Genomic DNA, 24,640 nt, shown 5'->3' with positions numbered 1-24,640 from the left:
CGAGGCCCGTTTCGGGCCGAAGCGGGGGTCCGGGGGCGGCAGCCCCCGGGGACGGGACGGGAAGGGGCGGCGGGGGCGAAAACCCCCCACCGCCCCACCGACCACACCCGTCCGATCAGTCGTCGGAGTCGTCGGAGTCGTCGGAGCCGTCCGAGTCGTCACCCCGCTCCGCACTGACACCCGCGCCGTCCAGCCCCACGCGCCAGTCCTTCTCCCCGCCGCCGGAGGCGACCGTCTCCGCCTCCCAGCCACGCTCGTCGTCGTCCAGGTCTATCGAGACCACCCTGCCCTTGGCGGCCACCAGCTCCGCGGCCTCCTCGGCCGTCACCGACGTCCCCTTCAGCGCGGCCCGCACCTCGCCGGCGTCGTCCTCGTCGTCCTTGTGCGCGCCCAGCACCTTCCCGGTCGCCGGGTCGACCCGCACGCTGTACCAGGTGTCGCCGCCGCCGAGGATGTCGACCTCCCAGGCCGCCCGGCCACCGCTGTCGTCCGCGTCGTCACCGTCGTCCGCGTCGTCACCGTCGTCGTCCAGATCGGCGGAGACGGCCGTTCCCGGCGTGTGCTTCAGCGCGGCGGCGATGGCGTCGGCGGCGCTCACACCCCCGGAGACGGCGGCGGCGTCGTCCCGGTCGTCCCGCACGTCGTCACGGTCGTCACGGTCGTCACCCCGCACGTCGCTCCGGTCGTCCCGGTCGTCCCGGTCGTCACCGTCGTCGTCCCGCCCGTCGTCGTCCCCCACCCGGCTCTCCGTCTGCGCCACCGGCGTCGATGCGCCGCTGTCCCCCGAGACCGCGAGGGCCGTCGCCGTACCCCCGCCGACGAGGGCCGCGGCCGTCACGACGGCGATCACGATGTTGCGCTTCATGCTGGTTCCTCCCGAGCCGCTTCGTTTTCGACGCCTTCAATCTCGCCGACCGACGCTGAGGAGAACCTGAAGCCCCCTGAAGGGATCTTCAGCTTGGCTTTGCGACCCTTGACGGCATGCGCCTGTTGATCGTGGAGGACGAGAAGCGGCTGGCCCTGTCGCTCGCCAAGGGCCTCACCGCCGAGGGCTACGCCGTGGACGTCGTCCACGACGGCCGGGAGGGCCTGCACCGGGCCACGGAGGGGACGTACGACCTCCTGATCCTCGACATCATGCTGCCCGGCATGAACGGCTACCGGGTCTGCGCCGCCCTGCGCGCCGCGGGACACGACGTGCCGATCCTGATGCTCACCGCCAAGGACGGCGAGTACGACGAGGCGGAGGGCCTGGACACGGGCGCCGACGACTACCTCACCAAGCCGTTCTCGTACGTCGTCCTGGTCGCAAGGATCAAGGCGCTGCTGCGCCGCCGCCAGGGCGCCGGGGCCTCCCCGGTGCATGTGCACGGCGACCTGAAGGTGGACACCGCCGCCCGCCGGGTGTTCCTGGGCGACGCCGAAGTGGCGCTGACCGCCAAGGAGTTCTCGGTGCTGGAGCAGCTGGTGCTGCGGGCCGGCGAGGTGGTGTCCAAGGCCGAGATCCTGGAGCACGTCTGGGACTTCGCCTACGAGGGCGACCCGAACATCGTCGAGGTCTACGTCAGCGCCCTGCGCCGCAAACTGCGCGCCGGGCTGATCCGTACGGTGCGCGGCGCCGGGTACCGGCTGGAGACGGCGCCGTGAGCCGGCTGTTCGGTTCCGTCCGCTCGCGGGCGACGCTCGGCGCCACCCTCGTGGTCGCCGTGGCGCTCGTCGCGGCCGGCACCGCCGTCCTGCTGTCGCTGCGCTCCAACCTGATCGGTGAGGCGGGCACCCAGGCGGAGCGCTCCGCGCGGGCGGTCGCCGCCGAACTCGCCGTCCGGACGCCGTACGACAAGCTGTCGGGGCTGGACGGCGACGGCGGCCCGGTGCAGATCGTCGACGAGGACGGCCGGCTCGTCGCGGCGAGTGAGGACCTGCGGAAGATCACCGGCACGGCGACCACCGAGGTGACGCCGCGGTCGTCCGCCCCGGCCCGCGGGGACGACGACTCCGACGACTCCGACGACGGCGATGACGGCGACGACTCCGAGGAGGGCGGCGACTCGGACGACTTCGGCGGCTCCGGGGAGTCCCTCGCCCCCGGCGAGATCGCCCGCGAGACCACCTTCAGCAACGGCTCCGCGACGATCGACGGCGACGCGGAGGACTACCGCTTCGCCGCCGTGGAGGTCGAGACCCACGACCGGGGCCGCCTCACCGTCCACGCGGGCGCGCCGCTCGCCGCCGAGCACAGTGCCGTGGACACCTCGCTGACCGCGATGCTCATCGGCCTGCCCCTGCTGCTGGGCGTGGTCGCCGGGGTGACCTGGCTGGTCACCGGGCGTGCGCTGCGCCCGGTGGAGGGCATCCGGCGCGAGATGGCGGCGATCACCGCCTCCGAGGACCTGGCCCGCCGCGTCCCCGAACCGGCCACGCACGACGAGATCGCCCGCCTCGCCCGCACCACCAACGAGACGCTCGCCGCGCTGGAGACGTCCGTGGAGCGGCAGCGGCGGTTCGTCGCCGACGCCTCGCACGAACTGCGCAGCCCGATCGCGTCCCTGCGCACCCAGCTGGAGGTGGCCGCCGCCCATCCCGAACTGCTGGACCTGGACGGCGCCGTCGAGGACACCGTGCGCCTCCAGCACCTCGCCGCCGACCTGCTGCTGCTCGCCCGGCTGGACGCGGGCGAGCGCCCCGCCGACGCCCCGGTCGACCTGGCCGCGCTGGCGCGCGAGGAGGCGGCGGGTCGTACCGGTGTGACGGTGGACGCGGAGCCGGCCGAGGTGAGCGGGTCGCGGGGGCAGCTCGGACGGGTGCTCGCCAACCTGCTGGACAACGCCCGGCGGCACGCCCGCGAGCGGGTCACCGTGACCGTGCGGCGGGAGGGCACCTGGGCGGTGCTCGGGGTGGCCGACGACGGCGACGGGGTGGCCGAGGCCGACCGGGAGCGGATCTTCGAGCGGTTCGTCCGGCTGGACGCCGCCCGCAGCCGCGACGACGGCGGCGCCGGGCTGGGCCTGGCGATCGCGAGGGACGTCGCCGTACGGCACGGCGGGACGCTCACGGCGGGTGCGGCGCCGGCCGGCGGAGCCCTGTTCGAACTCCGCCTGCCGCTCGCCCGGCCGGACTGACCGGTGTCCCGTCGGACCGGCCGGTGCCCCTGCCGGGACGCCTCAGTGGCGTCCCCGCTGCCCGCGCAGGTGCTCGGCGATGGGCTTGAGGGCCTTGTCGAGCTCGGTGAGTGCCTCGGGGGAGAGCAGGTCGATGAAGTGCCGGCGGACGGACGCCACATGATGGGGCGCGACCTTGTGCATGGTCTCCATGCCGTGCTCGGTGAGGACGGCGTACAGCCCGCGCCGGTCGGACTCGCAGTTCTCCCGCCGGACCAGGCCCGCGTTCTCCATGCGGGTGATCTGGTGCGAGAGGCGGCTCTTGGACTGCAGGGTGGCGGAGGCGAGGTCGCTCATCCGCATCCGGCGGTCCTCCGACTCGGACAGGTTCACCAGGATCTCGTAGTCGTTCATCGTCAGGCCGAACGGCTGCAGATCCTTCTCGAGCTGGTACGTCAACAGCCTGTTGACCTCCAGGTGGGTGCGCCAGGCGCACTGCTCCGCATTGGTCAGCCAGCGGGTGGCCGTCTCGGTCTCCATGAATGAAGTCTACCTAAGGAAGTTGAAAGGCGAACTAATGAGGCTTCCGTGTGACATCACGGGCAGGCGTTCGATGTCACACCCCGCACATTACCGCTCACAGCCCGAAGCGACGCTGGAGGTCTCCCAGCTGTCCGGGAAGACGCGGTGCGCCGGACGGCTGACCGTGCCCGCCCGACGCACCGCCTCCGGGTACCCCGGGTTCCCCCGGAGTGACCCCCGTGGCCTGCTCCGCCATCAGCGCCTCCGAGGACTGGAGCAGCACCGTGCCGGCGCCGACGAACTCGAACTGGTGCTCCTCCCCGGACGCCCCGCCCAGGCCCGTCAGCGCACGTAGACCGCCCATCACGCCGGTCATGTAGCCGTGGTCGTAGTGATGGCACGGAGAGGGGCAGTCCGCCCATCCGACCAGCGCCTGCGGGTCCACCCGGACGGGGGGCTCCATGAACACCACCGGACCGTTCGACGCGGCGACGAACTTCCCGGTTCCGATCAGCGTCAGAAAACCGGGCACGATCGACTGCTTGAGCGACAGACTTGGCTGAAAAGCGAGGAGGTTGCCCGAGCGAATGGTCAGGTTGCCGTCGTCGAGGTCGTAGGAATTCACGTCGAAGGCCCGGTCGGCGAGGAGCATCTTGCCCGAGCCCTCCGCCACGACCCAGTCGCTCGCGTGCAGAGGCGAATGAAAAGCGGTACGGACAAGTCGGTCGAGTCGGCCGTGCCCGATGCCGTTGAACTCGATCGAGCCGTAGTAGGCGATCATCTTCCCCTTCTGCATGAACCACTGGGTGCCCTTGAGCTCCACGCAGAAGGTGTAGTGGTCGACGCTGTCGTCGGACGGCAGCGTCGCCGGGTCGAAGACCGTGGGCCCGGAGCCCGTTCCGTAGGTGCTCACAGCTTCTCCTCCGAGGCCTGCACGTACACGGCACCGCTGCCGCTCAGCTCCAGCTGGAACGCCTCGCCGGAGCCGCGGCCCACCATGTCCCGCCAGCCGAGGGCGGTGGACAGCTTGTTGCGCACGTCGCCGTGGTGGGCGACGTAGGCCTGCGGGTCGACGTGCACCGGCCGCTGCGGGGTGATCGGGATCTCGATCACCCCGCCGTGCGCCATCACGGCGACCGAGCCGTGCCCCTTCAGCGACGTCGTGAACAGCCCCTGGCCCGAGACCTGGCCCCGCACCATGCCCATCACCCCGCCCTGGGCGCCGAGGAAGACCGTGCCCTGCTCCAGCGTGCCCTCGAAGGCCAGCAGCCGGTCGGCCTCGACGTACAGCGTGTCCCCGGCGAGCTCGATCACCTGCACCTGGTGGCCGCCGTGCCCGAACAGCACGGTGCCGCTGCCCTCGACGGTCATCAGGGGCGTGTCCTCGTCGGCCACCCGCCGGCCGATCATCGACATCAGCCCGCCGCGCCCGCCCGCCATGTTCGGTGTGAAGCTCACCTCGCCCCGGTACGCGAGCATCGCGCCCCGCTGGCTGAACAGCCGCTGCCCCGGCGCCACGGTCGCCTCGACCATCTTCGCGTTGATCTCCCGGAAGGCCATGTCAGACGTCCCCCGCGATCGTGTTCCGCTCACTGGGCTGCACATAGACCAGTCCGTCGCCCTCGAAGCGGATCTGGAAGGCCTCGCCGCCGCCCTCGCCGAGCAGCGTGCGGAAGGTCACACCGGACTGGAAGGACTGCCGCAGGTTCCCCTGGTGGGCCACGTAGGCGCCGGGGTCGACCGTCAGCGGGTACTGCGGGCTGACCCGCAGCAGCACCGCCGGCCCGTCGGACATGAGGGCCGCCTGGCCGTGTCCCTCGACGGTGGTCGTGAACAGCCCGTTGCCCTGCGAGGCCCCGCGCAGACCCGTGAAATCGGTCCCGGTGCGCAGCGCGCCGTCGGTCGCCAGCAGGTTGCTGGACTCCACGTAGAGCTTGTCCCCCTGGAGAGCCACCAGATTGATCTCGGACGCCCGGTCCGCGAACCAGCAGGTCCCGTGCCCCTTCACCTCCATCAGTGTCATCTGCTCACCCGTGAGCCGCCGGGTCACCATCCCCCGGATGCCCTCACCGCCGCCGCTGAGCTTCTTGAAGGCCATCTCGCCGTCGTACGCGACCATGGAGCCGTTCTTCGCCTTCACGGCATCCCCGGTCATGTCGACGGCGAGCACCTTGCTGCTCTGAAGTCGGAACATCGCCACGCTTGCGACGGTAGCGGCCTCTTTGCCCCCGCCGACAGATCCTGTGGGGGGAGTCGCACCCCGACCGCACCCTCAGGGGCTCCGTGGTGCCCGGGGACGTGCGGACTCCGCGGACCCCCTCCCGTGGCCGTGAACCGGGTTTGCCACAATGGACCCGCGCTTGTGCGTGTGTTCACAAGCCGTACGGCGCAAGCCGTCCGACCCGTCGACGCCGACGTCTCTCCCATCGAAGGTGACCCGTGGACATCAAGACCGCCACCGCCCTCCGCCGCCTGCGCCTGGTCTCGGGCCCCGAGGCGATCTCGTTCCTCCTGCTGCTCGTCTGCTCGGTCCTGAAGCGGACCACGGAGTTCAACGCCGTACCGGTGATGGGCGCGATCCACGGCTTCCTCTTCGTCGTCTACGTGCTCTTCTGGGCCGACGCCTGGAACCGCGCCAAGTGGCCGCTGAAGACCGCCGCCTTCTACTTCCTGATGTCGGTGCTGCCCACCGGCGGCTTCTTCGCCGACCGCCGGCTCAAGCGCGAGGCCGAGGACGCGGTGATCGCCTCCCGCGCACGCGCCGAAGGGGCCGTGAAGGCATGATCGTCGCCTTCTCCGTGACGCCGCTGGGCGTCGGCGAGGACGTGGGGGAGTACGTCGCCGACGCCGTGCGGGTGGTCCGCGAGTCCGGGCTGCCGAACCGCACCGACGCCATGTTCACCTCCGTCGAGGGAGAGTGGGACGAGGTGATGGACGTGGTCAGGCGCGCCGTGGCCGCCGTGGAGGCCCGCGCCCCGCGCGTCTCCCTGGTCCTCAAGGCGGACATCCGCCCGGGTGTGGCGGACGGCCTCACGTCCAAGGTGGAGACGGTCGAACGCCACCTGGCGCAGCACGACGGATGACCGCGGACCGAGGGGCGAGACGGGGCTGACCGACATATGACCGGCCGGTAGGGTCTGGTCCGTGCCGAAGCCCCTCAGTCTCTCGTTCGATCCCATCGCCCGCGCCGACGAGCTCTGGAAGCAGCGCTGGGGAAACGTGCCGTCGATGGCCGCGATCACCTCGATCATGCGCGCGCACCAGATCCTGCTGGCCGAGGTCGACGCGGTGGTCAAGCCCTACGGGCTCACGTTCGCGCGGTACGAGGCGCTGGTGCTGCTGACCTTCTCCAAGTCCGGTGAACTGCCGATGTCCAAGATCGGCGAACGGCTCATGGTGCACCCCACGTCGGTGACGAACACCGTGGACCGGCTGGTGAGATCGGGTCTGGTGGCCAAACGCCCCAACCCCAACGACGGCCGCGGCACCCTCGCGACCATCACCGACCGGGGCCGCGAGGTGGTCGAGGCCGCCACCCGCGACCTGATGGCGATGGACTTCGGCCTGGGCGCCTACGACGCCGAGGAGTGCGCCGAGCTCTTCGCGATGCTCCGCCCGCTGCGGATCGCGGCGGGGGACTTCGCGGAGGACTGAGGCCCGCCGCCCCGCCCCCGCCCCCGCGCCCAGGCCCTGGTCCTAGTGCGGCGGGGTCGGTGTGTCGTGGGTGCGGTACATGGCCTGGACGTCGAGGGCCAGCTGGACCGTCGGCCCGACGACGGCGATGCCGCGGGCGAGCATGGAACGCCAGTTGAGGGTGAAGTCCTCGCGGTGCAGTTCGGTCCTGGCGAGGGCGGCGCAGCGCAGCTCCTGCTCGTAGCCGCCGTTCACGGTGCCGAGGTACTCGGTGTCGAGGCCCACCGAGCGGCTGGTGCCGTGCATCGTGAGGGTGCCGTGCACGGTCCACTTGGAGCCGCCGTGGTAGGCGAACCGGGTGCTGGTGAAGTCGATGTACGGGTAGTTCTCGACGTCGAGGAAGTCGGCCGACCGCAGGTGGTTGTCGCGGGTCTGGTTGCCCGTGGTGATGCTGGAGGCGTCGATGCGCACGGAGACCTGGGAGTCGCTCATGTCCTCCGCGACGCGGATGCCGCCGTCGAACCGTGTGAACCGGCCGTGGACGTGCGCCATGCCCACGTGCTTGGCGATGAACCGGATCGCGGTGTGCGGGGGGTCGAACACCCAGGTGCCGGCGGGCGGCAGCTCCAGCCGGCGCCCGGGCTCCAGGGTGACGCGTGCGGGGGCGGGAGCCACCCCGGCGGCTATCTCGACCGTCTCGCGGGCGGGGGCCAGGCCGTCCGCCGTCAGCATCACGCTGTACCTGCCCGGGGGCAGCACGGCCATGTAGTAGCCGTACGGGTCGGTGGTGCCGCGGGCCGCGACGCGGTGGCTGTCCAGCGCGGTCACCGTGACCTCGACCGAGCCCAGCGGCTGCCCCAGGAGGTCGACGGCCTCGCAGCCGAACGCCCCCGCGCCGGGCGGCAGGGGGACGGAGAGGCCCGGCGCGGCGTCGGAGGCGCCGTACGGGCGCAGGCGTCGCAGCAGTCCGAGGACCATGGTGTTCACCTTTCTTCACGCGTGCTTCCGCCCGGTCCGTACCGCGCACGGCGTTCGCGGCTGCCAAGAGGACGGGGGACTGGCCGTCGGTGCGTAGGGGCGGCCTGTTGTTGATCTTAAAACCATCGGAAGGGGAGAGTGGCTGCTCCGGGCACCGGTGCGGGCGCCCGGCGTGTCGGGCGGGCCGTGGAGGAGGAGGTCTTATGGGGGGTGATGTGGTGATGTGTGGTGTCATACCTTTGCGATGATGCTCCGGCAAATGACGGAGAAGGTCCCGCGGTGTTCACGCGGCACTCGCGGTTTCGGTGCACAGTGCACACGTTCCCCGCACACATCGCCTCGGGTGTCCCGGGAGCCGGGGCTCCGCCGAGGGGGCGACCCCTCGCAAGATCTCCCGGAACGGCCCGTTACGCTCGACTCCATGAAGCGAAGCGTGCTGACCCGCTACCGGATCATGGCCTACGTCACCGGTGTCCTCCTCGTCGCCCTGACGTTCGGCATGATCGGCAAGTACGTGCTGGACATGGGCGGCGCGGCCGACTTCACGCAGGTGGTCAGCATCGCCCACGGCTGGCTCTACGTCGTCTACCTGATCTTCGCCTTCGACCTCGGCTCCAAGGCGAAGTGGCCGGTCAAGAAGCAGCTGTGGGTGCTGCTCGCCGGGACGGTCCCCACCGCCGCGTTCTTCGTGGAGCGCAGGATCAGCCGCGAGCTGGAGGGCAGCGTCGAGGGCAAGGCCCCCGCGGTCGCCTAACCCGCCCCACCGCCGTACGGAGCAGCGTGCGGCGGTCAGCCATCGACATTTACTAGGACGTCCAAGTAAATTCGAGGGTATGGACGCTGACGCCATCGAGGAGGGCCGCCGACGCTGGCAGGCCCGGTACGACGCCGCGCGCACGCGCGACGCAGACTTCACCACGCTCTCCGGCGATCCCGTGGAGCCGGTGTACGGACCACGGCCCGGGGACACCTACGACGGGTTCGAGCGGATCGGCTGGCCGGGGGAGTACCCCTTCACCCGCGGGCTGTATCCCACCGGCTACCGGGGGCGTACGTGGACCATCCGGCAGTTCGCCGGGTTCGGCAACGCCGAGCAGACCAACGAGCGCTACAAGATGATCCTCGGCAACGGCGGGGGCGGCCTGTCCGTCGCCTTCGACATGCCGACGCTCATGGGCCGCGACTCCGACGACCCGCGCTCCCTGGGCGAGGTCGGCCACTGCGGGGTGGCGATCGACTCGGCGGCCGACATGGAGGTCCTGTTCCGGGACATCCCGCTCGGCGACGTGACCACGTCGATGACGATCAGCGGGCCCGCCGTGCCCGTCTTCTGCATGTACCTCGTCGCCGCCGAACGCCAGGGCGTCGACCCGGCCGTGCTCAACGGCACGCTCCAGACGGACATCTTCAAGGAGTACATCGCGCAGAAGGAGTGGCTCTTCCAGCCCGAGCCCCATCTGCGCCTGATCGGCGACCTGATGGAGCACTGCGCGGCCGGCATCCCCGCCTACAAGCCGCTCTCGGTCTCCGGCTACCACATCCGCGAGGCCGGGGCGACGGCCGCGCAGGAGCTGGCGTACACGCTCGCGGACGGCTTCGGGTACGTGGAGCTGGGGCTGTCGCGCGGCCTGGACGTGGACGTCTTCGCGCCCGGCCTGTCCTTCTTCTTCGACGCGCACGTCGACTTCTTCGAGGAGATCGCCAAGTTCCGCGCCGCCCGCCGCATCTGGGCCCGCTGGATGCGCGACGTCTACGGCGCCAGGAGCGAGAAGGCGCAGTGGCTGCGCTTCCACACCCAGACCGCCGGTGTCTCGCTCACCGCCCAGCAGCCGTACAACAACGTCGTCCGTACGGCCGTCGAGGCGCTGGCGGCGGTGCTCGGCGGCACGAACTCCCTCCACACCAACGCCCTGGACGAGACCCTCGCCCTGCCCAGCGAGCAGGCCGCCGAGATCGCCCTGCGCACCCAGCAGGTGCTGATGGAGGAGACCGGCGTCGCCAACGTCGCCGACCCGCTGGGCGGTTCCTGGTACGTCGAGCAGCTCACCGACCGCATCGAGGCCGACGCGGAGAAGATCTTCGAGCAGATCAAGGAGCGGGGCCTGCGCGCCCACCCGGACGGGCAGCACCCGATCGGGCCGATCACCTCCGGCATCCTGCGCGGCATCGAGGACGGCTGGTTCACCGGCGAGATCGCCGAGTCGGCGTTCCGCTACCAGCAGGCGCTGGAGAAGGGCGACAAGCGGGTCGTCGGCGTCAACGTGCACACCGGGTCCGTCACCGGCGACCTGGAGATCCTGCGCGTCAGCCACGAGGTGGAGCGCGAGCAGGTACGGCTCCTCGGCGAGCGCAAGGCCGCCCGCGACGACGCGACGGTGCGCGGCGCGCTCGACGCCATGGTCGCCGCGGCCCGCTCCGGCGCCAACATGATCGAGCCGATGCTCGACGCCGTCCGCGCGGAGGCGACCCTCGGCGAGATCTGCGGCGTCCTGCGCGACGAGTGGGGCGTCTACACGGAGCCCGCCGGCTTCTGAGCCCCGGGGCCGGTGCGCGGGCGGTGCGAGCCACCGCCCGCGCACACCCTCACGACACCAGCAGCACCCCGGCGTACGACAGTCCGGCCACGACCACCCAGGCGCACAGGCCAAGCGCGGCGACCCGGACGCCCGTGCGGGTCAGGGCGGGCAGGTCGACCGCGCTGCCGAGCCCGAACAGGGCGGCGGCCAGCAGCAGTTCCTGCGCGACACCGGCCGTGTCCAGCGCCGCCGCGGGCAGCAGACCCGTGCTGCGCAGGGCCACGGCGGCCAGGAAGCCGACGACGAAGAGCGGGACGAGCGGCACCCGGGCCGCGCCCGGCGCACGCCCCCGCCCGCGCCGGACACCCAGCGCCACCGCCGCCACGATCGGCGCGAGCAGCGCCACCCGCATCAGCTTCACCAGCACCGCCTCGCCGAGCGCCGTCCCGCCCGCGGTCTGCGCGGTGGCGACCACCTGTCCGACGTCGTGCACGCTCGCGCCGACCCACCGCCCGAACGCGGCGTCGCCCAGCCCGAGCACGCCCTGGAGCAGCGGCAGTACGGCGATGGCGAGCGTGCCGCAGAGGGTGACCAACGCCACCGAGGCGGCCGTGTCCCGCTCGTCGCTGCCCCGCGCCTCGCCCACCGCGCCGATCGCCGACGCCCCGCACACCGCGTACCCGGCGGCGATCAGCAGCGGCTGGTCCCCGGGCAGCCCCAGCCGCCGGCCCAGCCACCAGGTGCCGAGCAGGGTGACCGTCACGACGCCGATCACCATGAGGACGGTGGCCCAGCCCAGGGCGCGGACGTCGTCGAAGGCGAGCCGCAGCCCGAGCAGCACGATCCCGGCCCGCATCAGCCGCCTGCCCGCGTACGACAGCCCCGGCCGCGCGGTGGTCCGTACGACGGTCCGCAGCCGGGGCAGATGGGCGGCCGCCACGCCGAGCACGACGGCGGCGGTGAGCATCGGCACACCCGGCAGGGCCCGGTGCGCGCACCAGGCGAGGGCGACACCGAGCAGGGCGAGGGCCAGCCCGTGGCGGCGGGCCGCGGCCGGACGGCCGGCCGGGGGCGTGGCGGCGGCCCGTTCCCGCAGCAGCGCCATCAGCGGTCCGCCGGCAGCGGGTACACCCGGCGGACGCTGGTGCCGAAGCGGGAGAGGTCGGCGCCGTAGACGTGCAGGGATATCGCGGTGCCCGGCCCGTCGTTCCACACCCGGTGGATGTCGCCCGGCGGCGCGAAACCGCAGACCTCGCCCGTCGCGTTCACCACGTCGGCGGTGGCGACGAGCCGGGCGGTGCCGTCCGGGACGGCGGCCGGCAGGAGCCTGTACCGGCGCTCCCGCTCCCGGCCCTGGTGGACGCCGGTGGTGCACCAGGCGATGTGGTCGTGCACCGAGGTGCCCTGGCCCGGCAGCCAGACGAGCGCGACGAGGGAGAAACTGCCGTCGTGTTCGGCGTGCAGCAGGTGCTGCCGGTAGCGCGCCGGGTCGCTCGCGCGCTGCTCCGGGGTGAGCAGGTCGGGGGCGCCCAGGTGCGGGGCCAGGCACTCCCCGACGAGGTGGGCCGTCGGATCCGGTGGCAGTCCGCGTCCGACGGTTCCCCTGATGTCCGCGATCAGGGCGGCGAGGCGTGCGGTGGGGCGCGGGGCCGTGAAGGCGCCCGGGGGACTCGGGGCACTGGCAGCGGGAGGCATACCGGGAGGGTCGAACGGGCGGACGCATTACGTCCAACGACAGTTTCTTCGCCTTCCCCAAGCGGTGCTTATGGATGGGCGACCGCGCGGCACCGCGCGGTCCATCGGCCCGGAGCCCGGCGCGCTCAGCAGCCGTCCTTGCGGGCGGCGACGGACCTGAGCTGGTCGAGGACGCGCGCCGTCGCCGGGATGCGCAGGTGCTCGGGCAGCACGTAGGCCGAGATCTTGCGCCGGGAGATCGGACGGAGCGGACGACCGGCCACCTTCGGGTGGCGCATGAAGTTCAGGACGAGCGAGGGGAGCATGGCGACGCCCAGCCCCTCCGCGACCAGGCTCTGCACGGCGAGGTTGTCGTCGGTCATGAACGCGATGTCGGGCACGAACCCCTCCTCCGCGCACTCGTGCAGCAGGTTCGCCCGGCAGCGCGGACAGCCGGCGATCCAGCGCTCGCCCGCGAGATCGGTCAGCCGGACCGCCCGCCGGCGGGCCAGCGGGTGCCCGGCCGGCAGCAGCACGGTCAGCTGGTCCTCCAGCAGCGGTACCTCCACCAGCCCCTCCGGCACCTGTTCGTGCAGCCCGGGGTAGGTGAACGCCAGCGCGATGTCGCACTCGCCCCGGATCAGCCGCCGCAGCGACTCGGGCGGCTCGTTCTCCAGCAGGTCGACGCGGAGCGCGGGGTGGTCGGCGGTCAGCCCGGCCAGCGTCTCGGGGACGAGCGTGGAGTTGGCGCTGGGGAAGGCGCACAGCCGGACGCGTCCGGCGCGCAGCCGGGTGAGGGCGTTCATCTGTTCCCGCGCGCTGGACATGGCGTCGAGGATGGCCGAGGTGTGCCGGGCCAGCGCCTCGCCGGCCTCGGTGAGACGCAGTCCGCGGCCCACCCGGACGAACAGGGCGGAGCCGGTCTCCCGCTCCAGGGCCTTCATCTGCTGGGTGATCGCCGGCTGGGTGTAACCGAGGGCACGGGCGGCGGCCGAGTAGGAGCCGGTCCTGACCACCTCGTGGAACGTCTTGATGTGCCGGGAATCGAACACCGGGGCATCATAAGCAGCTTTTGGGGGGACGCCGCCGCCCGCGCGAGGGGGCGGTGCGGCTCACGGCTTGCGGGCCACCGCCCCGTACAGCGAGATCACGGCGTTCTCGTCGACGGTCTCGTCGACGGCCAGCTCGGGGTGCCAGTCGGTCAGCTGCACCAGCCCGGGCTCCACGAACTCCAGCCCCTCGAAGAAGCGGGCGATCTCCGCGCGGCCGCGCGGCGCGAGGGTGACACCGCCCGCCGCGTACATCGCGACGCCGCGCGCCACCGCCTCGGGGTCGAAGTCGGCGGTGAGCTGCGACAGGACGAGGTGACTGCCGGAGGGCAGGGCGTCGACGAGCGCGGCCACCAGGGCGTACGGGTCGTCCTCGTCGCCGAGGAAGTGCGTCAGCGCCACCAGGGACAGCGCCACCGGCCGGGTGAAGTCCAGGCTCTCGCGGGCCCGTTCCAGGATGCGGCCGGGGTCGCACACATCGGCCTGGACGTAGGCGGTGACTCCTTCGAGGGTGCTGCGCAGCAGCGCCTCCGCGTGCTTCAGCACGATGGGGTCGTTGTCCGTGTAGACGACGCGGGACTCCGGCGCGATGCGCTGGGCGATCTGGTGCAGATTGGGTTCGGTGGGGATGCCGGTGCCGATGTCCAGGTACTGGCGGACACCTGCCCGCGCGGCCAGCCACCGGGTGACGCGCTGCATGAACCAGCGGTTGGTGCGGGCGACGTGCCGGGCCGTGCCGTCGACGCCCATGATCTGCCGGCCCAGCTCCTCGTCCACCGGGTAGTTGTCCTTGCCGCCGAGGAACCAGTCGTAGACCCGGGCCGGGTGCGGCCTGGAGGTGTCGATGGGTGCGGTGACGGGCTCGGTCCCGGTCATGGGCGCCTTCCTGCTGCTCGACGTCGCGTGCGTCCCGGTGGGGATGATCGCGATCCTGGCAGGGCGCCCCGGCGGCGGCAAGCAACTGCCCGGTGGCGGCGGGCGGTTCAGGGCGCTTCTCGGTCACCCCGGTACGGCGCGGCGGCGAGGCCCGACAGCAGGACCCGGGTGAACCCGTGCACCCACTCCTCGTCCGCCGGTTCCGCGCTGACCAGGGTGCGGTGGACCACCGCGCCGGCCACCATGTCGAAGATCAGGTCGACCGTGCGGGCGGCCTCCCGGGTGTCCGGCTCGGGCGGCAGCTCGCCCCGGGCCTGCGCCCGCGCCCGACCCGCGAGAACGAGCCGTTTCTGCCGTTCGACGATCGAGGCGCGGATGCGCTCGCGCAGCGCGTCGTCACGGGTGGCCTCGGCGACCACCGCCATCAGCCCGCTCCTGGCCTCCGGGCGGGCCAGGATCGCCGCGAACTGGAGTACCACGCCCTCGATGTCGGCGGCCAGTGAGCCGCGGTCGGGCAGGGTCAGCTCGTCGAAGAGTTCCGCGACCGCGTCCACGACCAGTTCGTTCTTGCCCGCCCAGCGCCGGTAGAGGGTGGTCTTCGCCACCCCGGCGCGCATCGCCACGTCCCCCAGGGTGAGCCTGGACCAGCCCAGTTCGACCAGGGCCTCCCGCGTCGCGGCCAGGATCGCGGCGTCCGCGGCGGCACTGCGCGGGCGCCCGGCGCGACTGGCTGGGGTGCGGCTCTGCATGCCACGACCATAACCGGCGGGATCCGTGCGGTCGTGAGGGAGATCACCGGGAGGCCCTGTCCGGCGCGGCCCGCACGGTATTACGCTACGACGCGTAGCGAAAGCACGCGTGACCGGCGTGCCCGAGCGACGACCACCGGCGTGGGGTGGGGACCCGGCGCCCAACAGCACACGTACGCCTGGCTTTCCCGGGCGTTTTCACACACGCGCGCAGTACGGGGGAGGATAGACGCATGCAGCCACGGAACATGTCCATGAGCGGAGTCGTCGACCTCGCCGCGGTGAAGGCGGCCCAGGAGGCCAAGGCGAAGGCGGAGCAGGCGCGCGCGGAAGCGGCCCGGCAGGGCGGCGGGGGCGCGATCTCCCCGGCCGATCTCGTCATCGACGTCGACGAGGCCGGCTTCGAGCGCGATGTCCTGCAGCGGTCCACCGAGGTCCCGGTCGTCATCGACTTCTGGGCCGAGTGGTGCGAGCCCTGCAAGCAGCTGAGCCCCCTGCTGGAGCGGCTCACCGTCGAGTACAACGGGCGGATCCTCCTCGCCAAGATCGATGTCGACGCCAACCAGATGCTGATGCAGCAGTTCGGGATCCAGGGGATCCCGGCCGTCTTCGCGGTGGTGGCCGGGCAGGCCCTGCCGCTCTTCCAGGGGGCCGCGGGCGAGGCGCAGATCCGCCAGACCTTCGACCAGCTGGTGGAGGTCGGCGAGCAGCGCTTCGGCCTGACCGGTCTCGCCGTCGACCCCGACGCCGAGCCGGGCGGCGCCGCCCGGACGGCTCCGGCCGAGGCCGCGGGCCCGTACGACGCCCTGCTGGAGGCCGCCGTACGGGCGCTGGACTCCGGTGACCTCGCCGGTGCGGTCCAGGCGTACAAGAACGTGCTCGCCGACGACCCGGGCAACCCCGAGGCCGCGCTGGGGCTCGCCCAGGCCGAACTGCTCCAGCGGGTGCAGGGCCTGGACCCGCAGCAGGTGCGCGAGGAGGCCGCCGAGAAGCCGGGTGACGCCGGCGCGCAGATCGCCGCCGCCGACCTGGACCTGGTGGGCGGTCATGTCGAGGACGCCTTCGGGCGGCTCATCGACACGGTGGCGCGCACCGCGGGCGACGACCGCGACGCCGCACGGGTGCGGCTGCTGGAGCTGTTCGAGGTGGTCGGCGCCGACGATCCGCGCGTGATCGCCGCCCGTCGGGCGCTGGCGCGGGCCCTGTTCTGAGTGGTCCGGGAGTGATGCCCGGTTCCGGCCGGTTCATCGGCCGGCCGGGCCCCTGGGGCCCGAGGTGCCGGGTCGGCCCCGAGAGGCCGGTGCGGCCGCGCTTTGCCAAAACTTGGTAATCGCGGCCGCTGTTACTGCGAGTAAGTCGCCATCGCCGGTCTGTCGGATTCTGTCCGGCGATCCATGGTTTTGTACGCCCCTCGCGGTGCACCCAGCGTCGCCGGGTGGGACCGGCGGGTCGTTGTTCGGTTATCCCTTCGTTACTAGCGAGTAACGAACCCCCTTGTGCGTGCGGCGAGAATGCACCACGATCGGCGACGCTCGGTCCATTCCCGTTCCCCGACAGCCGGTCGGGCCGCGGGAACTCCTGGGTCCCCACCGAGCAGAACCGGCGGCAAGCGGCGCCGGTTCTTGGACAGGGGGGTCTTCGCCCACCCGGCGAAGCCTGTCCAGCAGGGTTGTGCGTGATGCGTGTCAGGCGCGACCAGTGGTTGTCGCTCGGGGGTGATCGCCGGTGATCGGGTGCGTCGCAAGCGCCGCCGAGCGCGGGCGCTCTCCTTTCCGAGGACGTAGCACTTCTCCCATCCCTGCCCGCCTGCGGCCGCCGGTACGGCGGCGAGTCGGGACAGGAGATGTACGTCCGAGAAGGAGGAAATATGGAGTCCCAGGTGCGTGGCGGGACCAGATGGAAGCGGTTCGCTGTGGTCATGGTGCCCAGCGTGCTCGCCACGGCGGCGGTGGGTGTCGGTCTGGCGCAGGGTGCGCTCGCGGCCTCGTTCAGCGTCTCCGGCCAGCAGTTCAAGGTGACGGCAGGTCATCTGCACGGTGTGGGTTTCGCCCAGTACGGCGGTATCGACACCGTTTACAAGTCGACCGAGGGCAAGGAGAAGACGCCGGTCCCGGTCGCCATCTCGTCCTTCGAGACGGCGCGGATCGACAAGATGTGCCAGTCGGTGGCGACGAAGATCCCTCTCATAGGGAAGACCGTCTACCTCCGCCTCGAAGCGGGCAACGACCCGAAGAAGCCGGTCACGGCCGAGAACCTGTACATCGACGTCGCCCAGCTCAAGGCCGACGCGAAGTTCACGAACATCGACATCGGTGTCGCGGTTCAGGACAAGACCCGCGGTCCCGCCGTCAAGGAGGGCGAGAGCGTGCTGCCGGGCGGCTTCGCCCAGCAGGCGCAGACGGCCGACCTCTACGGCGTCGAGCAGACGGCGTGGGCGACCACGGCCGGCACGTTCACGCTGAACGGCCTGTCGATGCGTCTCGGTACGGACTCCGAGATGGAGTGCTACTGACGGCCTTTGTCACCGGGGCGTCCCGGGGCAGCTGAGCTGCCCCGGGGGGGCGGGGAAGCCATCGCTTTCCCGCCCCGCCGTCCCGGCGGTCCGCGTGCCGGGCCACCCCCACAGACTCAGACTTCCGGCTTCTCCACGCCAACGGCCGAGCCGGTACGTACTTCCACCGGACCCAGGGAGCTTTTTCCATGAGTGCCGAGACTCCGGGCGAGAGCGCCGGGACCTTCGCCCGGTTGCGTCTGCGATTCCGCGACTGGCGGGGCACCCGGCCGTTCTGGGCCGGCCTGTTCACCGTGCTGGGCGGAATACCCATCGCGTACTTCCCCTACGCCACGCTCAAGCTGGGCCACATGTCGCTCGCCATGGCGACGACCGCCGGCGCGGGATCACTGATCATCGGCGTGCTGCTGGTCACGCTGGGCCTGACGATGTGGTTCCAGTCGGCCACCCGGGTCTTCGCCGGTGTCGCGGCGATCCTGCTGGCCCTGGTGTCCCTCGTGGTCTCCAACATCGGCGGATTCCTGATCGGTTTCCTGCTGGCGCTGGTCGGCGGCGCGCTCGCCCTCTCCTGGGTGCCGGGCAAGCCGTCGTCCGGGGCGACGGGTGACCACCACGGTTCCGACGCGCCCGCCGGGCAGGCGGCCCCGGGCGGCATACCCGAAGACCCCGCCGCGGGGCCGTACTTCCCGGCCGCCCCCTACGAGAAGGGGGAAGACGGTGAGACGGACGGTGTCCGGGCCGCAGCGCGCGACGGGGGGCACCGTGTCGGCTGACGAGGTGCGCGGGCCGCGTCACGCGGCCCCCAAGAAGCCGCTGTTCACCAGATTCCACGTACCGAGCGGCAAGGCGATCGCCCTGGCGGCGATGCCCACGGCCGTCCTCATGGGCATGGGCTTCACGCCGACGCTGGCCCTCGCCGACGGCAACGACGGGGCGCCGCCGGCCAACAGCCTGACCGCCGACGAGTACCAGGCCTGCCTGGAGATCGTCGAGGGCGCCGACAAGGACGACGCCACCGCGTCGCCCACGCCGTCCGCCACGGCGAGCGGCAGCGCCTCCCCGGAGGAGGACGCGAGCCCCGAGCCCGGCACCTCCGCCTCCCCCGGTGCGGGCCAGGGCACGCCCCCTTCGTCGGATTCAGGTTCCGACGACGAGGACGAGCCGGCGCCCACGCCGTCCGCGACCGGCGGCGGCCAGGAGTCCGACGAGCAGGCCGATCCCGAACCCGAGCCGCAGCCGTCGGAGACGGACCGCGACCTCCTGGAGGACGTGGGGGACGCCCTCCAGGACGTCCTCACCCCGGGGGAGAAGGAGACCGCGGCGAGCCCCACCCCGTCCGCCTCCGCCTCCGCCGGCGAGGAGACGGGCGAGGACGCGGCCGACGCCGTCGAGGAGACCACCGAGAAGGTCACCGACACGGTCGAGGACACCGTGAAGGACACCGGCGACAAGGCGTCCGAGGCGGCCGGGGACACCGGGGAGACGGTCGAGGAGGTCACGGAGGAGGCCACCGAAGCCCCCGGCGCGACCGCCTCGCCGAGCCCCTCCGGGACGTCCACGGCCGACCCCGAGGACTGCCCGGTCGCCACCGACGCCGAGGGCGGGGTCGACAACAGGATCCTGCTGCCCGACGACCCCTGGTTCCTGAACGCCAGCTCGCTGACGCTCAAGGGCGCCGACTACCAGGGCATCGTCGAGGTGCGCACGGCGAGCGGAGCCACCAAGAGGGTGCTGAAGTACGTCGTCTCCGACGGCACCGACATCGGCGACCTGCACCAGACGGTCAAGGACAGGCAGTCCGGCAAGACGCACCACGTGCAGGCCGCCGAGGGATCGATGTCCACGATCCGCGACGGCGACACCGTGATGTACACCGAGAAGATCTCCGGCAAGCTGCTCGGGCTGATACCGGTCACGTTCGACCCGGAGCATCCGCCGCCGCTGAACATCCCGCTGATCTACTTCACCGACGTGACGGTGCAGCAGGCCGGGCAGTTCGGCGGGACCCTGCACATCCCCGGTCTCCAGCAGTACGTCACCGGCTGAGACCCCCTCAGGACCCTTCCGGGAGCCGCACAGACGCCGAGGGCGCCCCCTGTCCGCAGGGAGCGCCCTCGGCGGCGTACCGGGCCGGGTCAGCTGGTCGGGCCGCCCAGGTGGTGGACGCGGACCATGTTGGTGGTGCCGGGGACACCGGGCGGCGAACCGGCGGTGATCACCACGATGTCGCCCTCGCTGAACCGGCTCAGCCGGACCAGCTCCTGCTCGACCAGGTCGACCATCTCGTCGGTGCTGTTCACGAACGGCACGACGTGCGGCTCGACGCCCCAGCTGAGCGCCAGCTGGTTGCGGGTGGACTCGTCCGTGGTGAACGCCAGGATCGGCTGGGCCGCCCGGTAGCGGCACAGCCGGCGGGCGGTGTCGCCGGACTGGGTGAAGGCCACCAGGCCCTTGCCACCGAGGAAGTCGGCGATCTCGCAGGCCGCGCGGGCCACCGAACCGCCCTGCGTGCGCGGCTTCTTGCCGGGCACCAGCGGCTGCAGGCCCTTGGAGAGCAGCTCCTGCTCGGCCGCCTGGACGATCTTCGACATCGTCCGCACCGTCTCGATCGGGTACGCGCCCACACTGGACTCGGCCGACAGCATGACCGCGTCGGCGCCGTCCAGGATCGCGTTGGCCACGTCGGAGGCCTCGGCGCGGGTCGGACGGGAGTTGGTGATCATCGACTCCATCATCTGGGTCGCCACGATCACCGGCTTGGCGTTGCGCCGGCACAGCTCGATCAGGCGCTTCTGCACCATGGGGACCTTCTCGAGCGGGTACTCGACGGCCAGGTCGCCGCGGGCGACCATGACGGCGTCGAACGCCGCCACGACGTCCTCCATGTTCTCCACCGCCTGCGGCTTCTCCACCTTGGCGATGACGGGGACCCGGCGGCCCTCCTCGTCCATCACGCGGTGCACGTCGGCGACGTCCTTGGCGTCCCGGACGAAGGACAGGGCGACCAGGTCGCAGCCCATCCGGAGGGCGAAGCGCAGGTCCTCGACGTCCTTCTCGGACAGCGCGGGGACGTTCACCGCCGTGCCGGGCAGGTTGATGCCCTTGTGGTCGGAGATGACACCGCCCTCGATGACGATCGTCCGCACCCGGGAGCCGTCGACCTCGGTGACCTTCAGCTCGACGTTGCCGTCGTTGATCAGGATCTGGTCGCCCTTGGACACGTCGCCGGGCAGGCCCTTGTAGGTCGTCCCGCAGATCGTCCGGTCGCCCGGGACGTCCTCGGTGGTGATGGTGAACTCGTCACCGCGCACCAGCTCGACGGGGCCTTCGGCGAAGGTCTCCAGGCGGATCTTCGGGCCCTGGAGGTCGGCGAGGACACCGATGGCCCGGCCCGTCTCCTTGGCGGCGGCACGGACCCGGTCGTACCGGCCCTGGTGCTCGGCGTGCGAGCCGTGGCTGAAGTTGAAGCGGGCCACGTTCATGCCGGCTTCGATCAGAGCGACGAGCTGCTCGTGGGAGTCGACCGCGGGGCCGAGAGTACAGACGATTTTCGAACGGCGCATGGGGCGATCCTATCGGTTTGTTTCGCTACGGAATATTCCGTCTGGCGGAATGTACAAATGAGAAAGTCCCTGCTCAGTTGTTCTCAGTTGTGCTTTCCCACCAGTGCGTATGTCTGCTGTGCGATCTCCCTTTCCTCGTCCGTCGGCACCACCGCGACCGCGACCCGCGCGCCCTCGGGCGAGATCAGCCGGGGCCCGCCGCCGCGCACGGCGTTGCGCCCGCCGTCCACCGCCAGGCCCAGCCCTTCCAGGCCCGCCACGGCCGCCTCCCGCACCGGGGCGGCGTTCTCGCCCACCCCGGCCGTGAAGGCCACCGCGTCCACCCGCCCGAGAACAGCGTAATAGGCACCGATGTACTTCTTCAGACGGTGAATGTAGATGTCGAACGCCAGCTTCGCCTCTTCGTCGCCCTCGTCGATCCGGCGCCGGATCTCCCGCATGTCGTTGTCACCGCAGAGTCCGACCAGACCGCTCTTCTTGTTGAGAAGAGTGTCGATCTCGTCGGCGGACATTCCGCCAACACGCATCAAATGGAAGATGACGGCCGGGTCCATGTCTCCCGACCGCGTACCCATCACCAGCCCCTCCAAGGGTGTGAGCCCCATGGAGGTGTCCACGCAACGGCCACCCCGTACGGCCGAGGCGGACGCCCCGTTGCCCAGGTGCAGCACGATCACGTTCACCTCCTCGGGCGCCTTCCCCAGCAGCTCCGCGGTGGCCCGCGAGACGTACGCGTGCGAGGTGCCGTGGAAGCCGTAGCGGCGGATGCGGTGCTCGTCGGCGGTCCTCACGTCGATCGCGTAACGGGCCGCGGACTCCGGCATCGTGGTGTGGAAGGCGGTGTCGAAGACGGCCACCTGCGGCAGGTCGGGGCGCAGCGCCATGGCGGTGCGGATGCCGGTGAGGTTGGCCGGGTTGTGCAGCGGCGCCACCGGGATCAACCGCTCGATCTCGGCGAGGACCCGGTCGTCGATCACCGTCGGCTCGGTGAAGTGCTTGCCGCCGTGCACCACCCGGTGGCCGATCGCGGCCAGCTCGGGGGAGTCCAGGCCCAGCCCGTCGGCGGCCAGTTCCCCGGCCATCGCCTTCAGCGCGGCGTCGTGGTCGGCGACCGGCCCGGTCCGCTCCCGGCCCTCCCCGCCTGCGGCGAGCGGGGTGTGCCGCACCAGGGAGGTCCGCTCGCCGATCCGCTCGACCAGCCCGGAGGCCAGCCGGCTGCCGTCGTCCATGTCCAGCAGCTGGTACTTCACCGACGAGGAGCCGGAGTTGAGGACGAGGACACGGGACGGGCTCACTGGGCGGCTGCCTTCTCGCTCGGGGCCGGGGAGGGGGCCGGGGACTCGGCCGGGGACTGGGCCTGGATCGCCGTGATGGCGACGGTGTTGACGATGTCCTGGACCAGGGCGCCCCGGGACAGGTCGTTGACCGGCTTGCGCAGACCCTGGAGCACCGGGCCGACGGCGATGGCGCCGGCCGAGCGCTGCACGGCCTTGTAGGTGTTGTTGCCGGTGTTCAGGTCGGGGAAGATCAGCACGGTCGCCTGCCCGGCGACCTCGGAGTCCGGCAGCTTGGTCGCCGCGACCGACGGCTCCACGGCCGCGTCGTACTGGATCGGCCCCTCGATCCGCAGGTCGGGCCGGCGCTCGCGCACCAGCTCGGTGGCGGCGCGCACCTTGTCGACGTCGGCGCCGGAGCCGGACGTGCCCGTCGAGTACGACAGCATCGCGATCCGCGGCTCCACCCCGAACCGCGCGGCCGTGACCGCCGACTGCACGGCGATGTCGGCCAGCTGCTCGGCGTCCGGGTCGGGGTTGACCGCGCAGTCGCCGTAGACGAGCACCTTGTCGGCCAGGCACATGAAGAACACGGAGGAGACGATGTCCGCGTCCGGCTTGGTCTTGATGATCTCGAAGGCCGGCCGGATGGTCGCGGCCGTGGAGTGCACCGAGCCGGACACCATGCCGTCGGCCAGGCCCTCCTGGACCATCAGCGTGCCGAAGTAGTTCACGTCGGAGACGACGTCGTAGGCCAGTTCCACGGTGACGCCCCGGTGGGCGCGCAGGGCGGCGTACTTCTCGGCGAAGGCGTCGCGCAGCTCGGAGGTCGCGGGGTCGATCAGCTGGGTGTCGCCGAGGTCGATGCCGAGGTCGGCGGCCTTCTTGCGGATGTGGTCGACGTCGCCGAGGAGGGTCAGGTCGCACACGCCCCGGCGCAGCAGCACCTCGGCCGCGTGCAGCACCCGCTCCTCGGCGCCCTCGGGGAGCACGACCCGGCGCAGGTCGGAGCGGGCCTGTTCCAGCAGCTTGTGCTCGAACATCATCGGGGTGACGCGGTCGCTGCTGGGCGCGGAGACCCGCTGGGTCAGCTCCGCGGTGTCGGCGTACCGCTCGAAGAGGCCGAGCGCCCGCTCCGCCTTGCGCGGGGTGGCCGCGTTGAGCTTGCCCTCCAGGGAGAAGAGCTGCTCGGCGGTGGGGAAGCTGGTGCCGGGCACCGACAGCACCGGGGTGCCGGGGGCGAGGCGGGCGGCGAGGGTGAGGATGTGGTCGGCGGGGACCTCGTCCAGGGTGAGCAGCACCCCGGCTATCGGCGGGGTGCCGGCGCTGTGCGAGGCCAGCGCGCCGACGACCAGGTCGGCGCGGTCGCCCGGGGTGACCACCAGACAGCCCGGCGTCAGGGCGGCGAGGAAGTTCGGCAGCATCGCCCCGCCGAAGACGAAGTCCAGGGCGTCGCGGGCGAGCCCGGAGTCGTCGCCGAGTACCACCTTCGCGCCGAGGGTGTGCGCGATCTGGGAGACCGTCGGGGCGGACAGGGCCGGCTCGTCCGGCAGGACGTAGCAGGGCACGGGCAGCCGGGTGGCCAGCCGCTCGGCGATCTCGTCGCGGTCCTCGCGGGCGACCCGGTTGACCACGGTGGCGAGCACATCGCAGCCCAGGGTGTCGTAGGCGCGGTAGGCGTTGCGGGTCTCGGCGAGCACCGACTCGGCGGTCTGCTTGCGGCCGCCGACGACCGGGATCACCGAGGCGCCGAACTCGTTGGCGAGCCGGGCGTTGAGGGACAGTTCGTCGGGGAACTGGGTGTCGGCGTAGTCGGTGCCGAGGACGAGGACGACGTCGTAGTCGCGGGCGACGCGGTGGAACCGGTCGACGAGGGTGGACACCAGCTCGTCCGTGCCCTGCTCGGCCTGGAGCGCGGACGCCTCCGGGTAGTCGAGGCCGTAGACGGTCGCCGGGTCCTGGGTGAGCCGGTAGCGGGCGCGCAGCAGTTCGAACAGGCGGTCGGGTCCGTCGTGCACCAGGGGGCGGAACACGCCCACCCGGTCGACCTGCCGGGTCAGGAGTTCCATGACGCCCAGCTCGACGACCTGGCGGCCGTCGCCGCGGTCGATGCCGGTCACGTACACGCTGCGGGTCACGCGCGCTCTCCGTTTCGTCGGGGGCCGCAAGAGGCTTCGTCGGGGCCACAAAAATCGC

General features: G+C 71.8%; 25 protein-coding genes. 11 read left to right on the top strand and 14 right to left on the bottom strand.

Annotated elements, in window-relative coordinates:
- Positions 1 to 115 precede the first annotated feature (115 nt).
- The gene (locus FHX78_RS10585; protein ID WP_145867193.1) at positions 116 to 865 is read right to left on the bottom strand and encodes a PepSY domain-containing protein; all 750 of its coding nucleotides are present in this window, start codon (positions 863 to 865) and stop codon (positions 116 to 118) included.
- Between the two features lie 116 nt (positions 866 to 981).
- On the opposite strand from FHX78_RS10585, the gene FHX78_RS10580 reads away from it, so the two are divergent.
- Positions 982 to 1,647, top strand: a complete 666-nt coding sequence (locus FHX78_RS10580) for a response regulator transcription factor (protein ID WP_145867192.1) — start codon at positions 982 to 984, stop codon at positions 1,645 to 1,647.
- Positions 1,644 to 3,119 carry a sensor histidine kinase gene (locus FHX78_RS10575; RefSeq protein WP_145867191.1) on the top strand — a complete coding sequence of 492 codons (1,476 nt, stop codon included), beginning with the start codon at positions 1,644 to 1,646 and terminating at the stop codon, positions 3,117 to 3,119. The genes FHX78_RS10580 and FHX78_RS10575 overlap by 4 nt, the downstream gene beginning before the upstream one ends.
- A 42-nt stretch (positions 3,120 to 3,161) precedes the next feature.
- Here the strand turns inward: FHX78_RS10575 and FHX78_RS10570 are convergent, their stop codons facing one another.
- The 4 genes from FHX78_RS10570 to FHX78_RS10555 all read right to left on the bottom strand — a co-directional run bounded on the left by FHX78_RS10570 (position 3,162) and on the right by FHX78_RS10555 (position 5,814).
- The gene (locus FHX78_RS10570; RefSeq protein WP_145867190.1) at positions 3,162 to 3,638 is read right to left on the bottom strand and encodes a MarR family winged helix-turn-helix transcriptional regulator; all 477 of its coding nucleotides are present in this window, start codon (positions 3,636 to 3,638) and stop codon (positions 3,162 to 3,164) included.
- A 97-nt stretch (positions 3,639 to 3,735) separates the two neighbouring features.
- Positions 3,736 to 4,533 (bottom strand): AIM24 family protein, encoded by a 798-nt coding sequence (locus FHX78_RS10565; protein ID WP_145867189.1) that lies wholly within the window; start codon positions 4,531 to 4,533, stop codon positions 3,736 to 3,738.
- On the bottom strand, positions 4,530 to 5,180 hold the full coding sequence (locus tag FHX78_RS10560) for an AIM24 family protein (RefSeq protein WP_145867188.1): 651 nt from the start codon (positions 5,178 to 5,180) through the stop codon (positions 4,530 to 4,532). Before FHX78_RS10560 ends, FHX78_RS10565 begins: the two co-directional genes overlap by 4 nt.
- A gap of 1 nt (position 5,181) precedes the next feature.
- Positions 5,182 to 5,814: an AIM24 family protein gene (locus tag FHX78_RS10555; protein WP_145871838.1), complete on the bottom strand. Its 633-nt coding sequence runs from the start codon at positions 5,812 to 5,814 to the stop codon at positions 5,182 to 5,184.
- A 245-nt stretch (positions 5,815 to 6,059) separates the two neighbouring features.
- Here FHX78_RS10555 and FHX78_RS10550 point away from each other — a divergent pair, with 245 nt between their 5' ends.
- The 3 genes from FHX78_RS10550 (at position 6,060) to FHX78_RS10540 (ending at position 7,274) form a co-directional block, all read left to right on the top strand.
- Complete coding sequence (locus FHX78_RS10550) at positions 6,060 to 6,404, top strand: DUF3817 domain-containing protein (RefSeq protein WP_145867187.1); 345 nt, start codon at positions 6,060 to 6,062, stop codon at positions 6,402 to 6,404.
- Positions 6,401 to 6,703: an MTH1187 family thiamine-binding protein gene (locus FHX78_RS10545; RefSeq protein WP_145867186.1), complete on the top strand. Its 303-nt coding sequence runs from the start codon at positions 6,401 to 6,403 to the stop codon at positions 6,701 to 6,703. The genes FHX78_RS10550 and FHX78_RS10545 overlap by 4 nt, the downstream gene beginning before the upstream one ends.
- A 61-nt stretch (positions 6,704 to 6,764) precedes the next feature.
- Positions 6,765 to 7,274, top strand: a complete 510-nt coding sequence (locus tag FHX78_RS10540; protein WP_145867185.1) for a MarR family winged helix-turn-helix transcriptional regulator — start codon at positions 6,765 to 6,767, stop codon at positions 7,272 to 7,274.
- Between the two features lie 42 nt (positions 7,275 to 7,316).
- Here FHX78_RS10540 and FHX78_RS10535 read toward each other — a convergent pair whose 3' ends face one another.
- Positions 7,317 to 8,231 (bottom strand): YceI family protein, encoded by a 915-nt coding sequence (locus tag FHX78_RS10535; protein WP_145867184.1) that lies wholly within the window; start codon positions 8,229 to 8,231, stop codon positions 7,317 to 7,319.
- 421 nt (positions 8,232 to 8,652) lie between these two features.
- On the opposite strand from FHX78_RS10535, the gene FHX78_RS10530 reads away from it, so the two are divergent.
- Entirely contained in the window at positions 8,653 to 8,985 is a 333-nt protein-coding gene (locus FHX78_RS10530; RefSeq protein ID WP_167531734.1) for a DUF3817 domain-containing protein, read from the top strand.
- Between the two features lie 79 nt (positions 8,986 to 9,064).
- Positions 9,065 to 10,765 carry a coenzyme B12-dependent isobutyryl-CoA mutase large subunit gene (gene icmA / locus FHX78_RS10525; protein ID WP_145867183.1) on the top strand — a complete coding sequence of 567 codons (1,701 nt, stop codon included), beginning with the start codon at positions 9,065 to 9,067 and terminating at the stop codon, positions 10,763 to 10,765.
- Positions 10,766 to 10,814: 49 nt separating this feature from the next.
- On the opposite strand, the gene FHX78_RS10520 is transcribed toward icmA, so the two are convergent.
- The 5 genes from FHX78_RS10520 to FHX78_RS10500 form a co-directional block, all read right to left on the bottom strand.
- A complete protein-coding gene (locus tag FHX78_RS10520; protein ID WP_145867182.1) occupies positions 10,815 to 11,852 on the bottom strand; it encodes a YeiH family protein in 1,038 nt (345 codons plus the stop codon).
- Positions 11,852 to 12,442, bottom strand: a complete 591-nt coding sequence (locus tag FHX78_RS10515; protein WP_145867181.1) for a cysteine dioxygenase family protein — start codon at positions 12,440 to 12,442, stop codon at positions 11,852 to 11,854. Before FHX78_RS10515 ends, FHX78_RS10520 begins: the two co-directional genes overlap by 1 nt.
- Before the next feature lie 125 nt (positions 12,443 to 12,567).
- Complete coding sequence (locus FHX78_RS10510) at positions 12,568 to 13,473, bottom strand: LysR family transcriptional regulator (RefSeq protein ID WP_145867180.1); 906 nt, start codon at positions 13,471 to 13,473, stop codon at positions 12,568 to 12,570.
- A gap of 60 nt (positions 13,474 to 13,533) precedes the next feature.
- A complete protein-coding gene (locus tag FHX78_RS10505; protein ID WP_145867179.1) occupies positions 13,534 to 14,346 on the bottom strand; it encodes an SAM-dependent methyltransferase in 813 nt (270 codons plus the stop codon).
- Between the two features lie 107 nt (positions 14,347 to 14,453).
- Positions 14,454 to 15,095: a TetR/AcrR family transcriptional regulator gene (locus FHX78_RS10500; protein WP_145867178.1), complete on the bottom strand. Its 642-nt coding sequence runs from the start codon at positions 15,093 to 15,095 to the stop codon at positions 14,454 to 14,456.
- 233 nt (positions 15,096 to 15,328) lie between these two features.
- Between FHX78_RS10500 and FHX78_RS10495 the strand changes: the two genes are divergently transcribed.
- From FHX78_RS10495 to FHX78_RS10475, 4 genes are all read left to right on the top strand, one after another.
- Positions 15,329 to 16,306, top strand: a complete 978-nt coding sequence (locus tag FHX78_RS10495) for a tetratricopeptide repeat protein (protein ID WP_145867177.1) — start codon at positions 15,329 to 15,331, stop codon at positions 16,304 to 16,306.
- Between the two features lie 656 nt (positions 16,307 to 16,962).
- Positions 16,963 to 17,607, top strand: coding sequence for a DUF6230 family protein (locus FHX78_RS10485; protein WP_145867176.1), 645 nt, complete (start codon positions 16,963 to 16,965; stop codon positions 17,605 to 17,607).
- Positions 17,608 to 17,795: 188 nt separating this feature from the next.
- Positions 17,796 to 18,380 (top strand): DUF6114 domain-containing protein, encoded by a 585-nt coding sequence (locus FHX78_RS10480; RefSeq protein WP_145867175.1) that lies wholly within the window; start codon positions 17,796 to 17,798, stop codon positions 18,378 to 18,380.
- On the top strand, positions 18,370 to 19,653 hold the full coding sequence (locus FHX78_RS10475) for a hypothetical protein (protein WP_145867174.1): 1,284 nt from the start codon (positions 18,370 to 18,372) through the stop codon (positions 19,651 to 19,653). Before FHX78_RS10480 ends, FHX78_RS10475 begins: the two co-directional genes overlap by 11 nt.
- 89 nt (positions 19,654 to 19,742) lie before the next feature.
- Here the strand turns inward: FHX78_RS10475 and pyk are convergent, their stop codons facing one another.
- The 3 genes from pyk to pta form a co-directional block, all read right to left on the bottom strand.
- Positions 19,743 to 21,170: a pyruvate kinase gene (gene pyk, locus FHX78_RS10470; RefSeq protein WP_145867173.1), complete on the bottom strand. Its 1,428-nt coding sequence runs from the start codon at positions 21,168 to 21,170 to the stop codon at positions 19,743 to 19,745.
- Between the two features lie 83 nt (positions 21,171 to 21,253).
- Complete coding sequence (locus tag FHX78_RS10465) at positions 21,254 to 22,465, bottom strand: acetate kinase (protein ID WP_145867172.1); 1,212 nt, start codon at positions 22,463 to 22,465, stop codon at positions 21,254 to 21,256.
- Complete coding sequence (gene pta, locus FHX78_RS10460) at positions 22,462 to 24,582, bottom strand: phosphate acetyltransferase (RefSeq protein ID WP_145867171.1); 2,121 nt, start codon at positions 24,580 to 24,582, stop codon at positions 22,462 to 22,464. The genes FHX78_RS10465 and pta overlap by 4 nt, the downstream gene beginning before the upstream one ends.
- Positions 24,583 to 24,640: the final 58 nt, after the last annotated feature.

Origin of the sequence: Streptomyces capillispiralis (assembly GCF_007829875.1) — a bacterium.
GTDB classification, from domain to species: domain Bacteria; phylum Actinomycetota; class Actinomycetes; order Streptomycetales; family Streptomycetaceae; genus Streptomyces; species Streptomyces capillispiralis.
The sequence above is the reverse complement of the archived record's forward strand: the minus strand, read 5'-3'. Positions and strand labels throughout refer to the sequence as shown.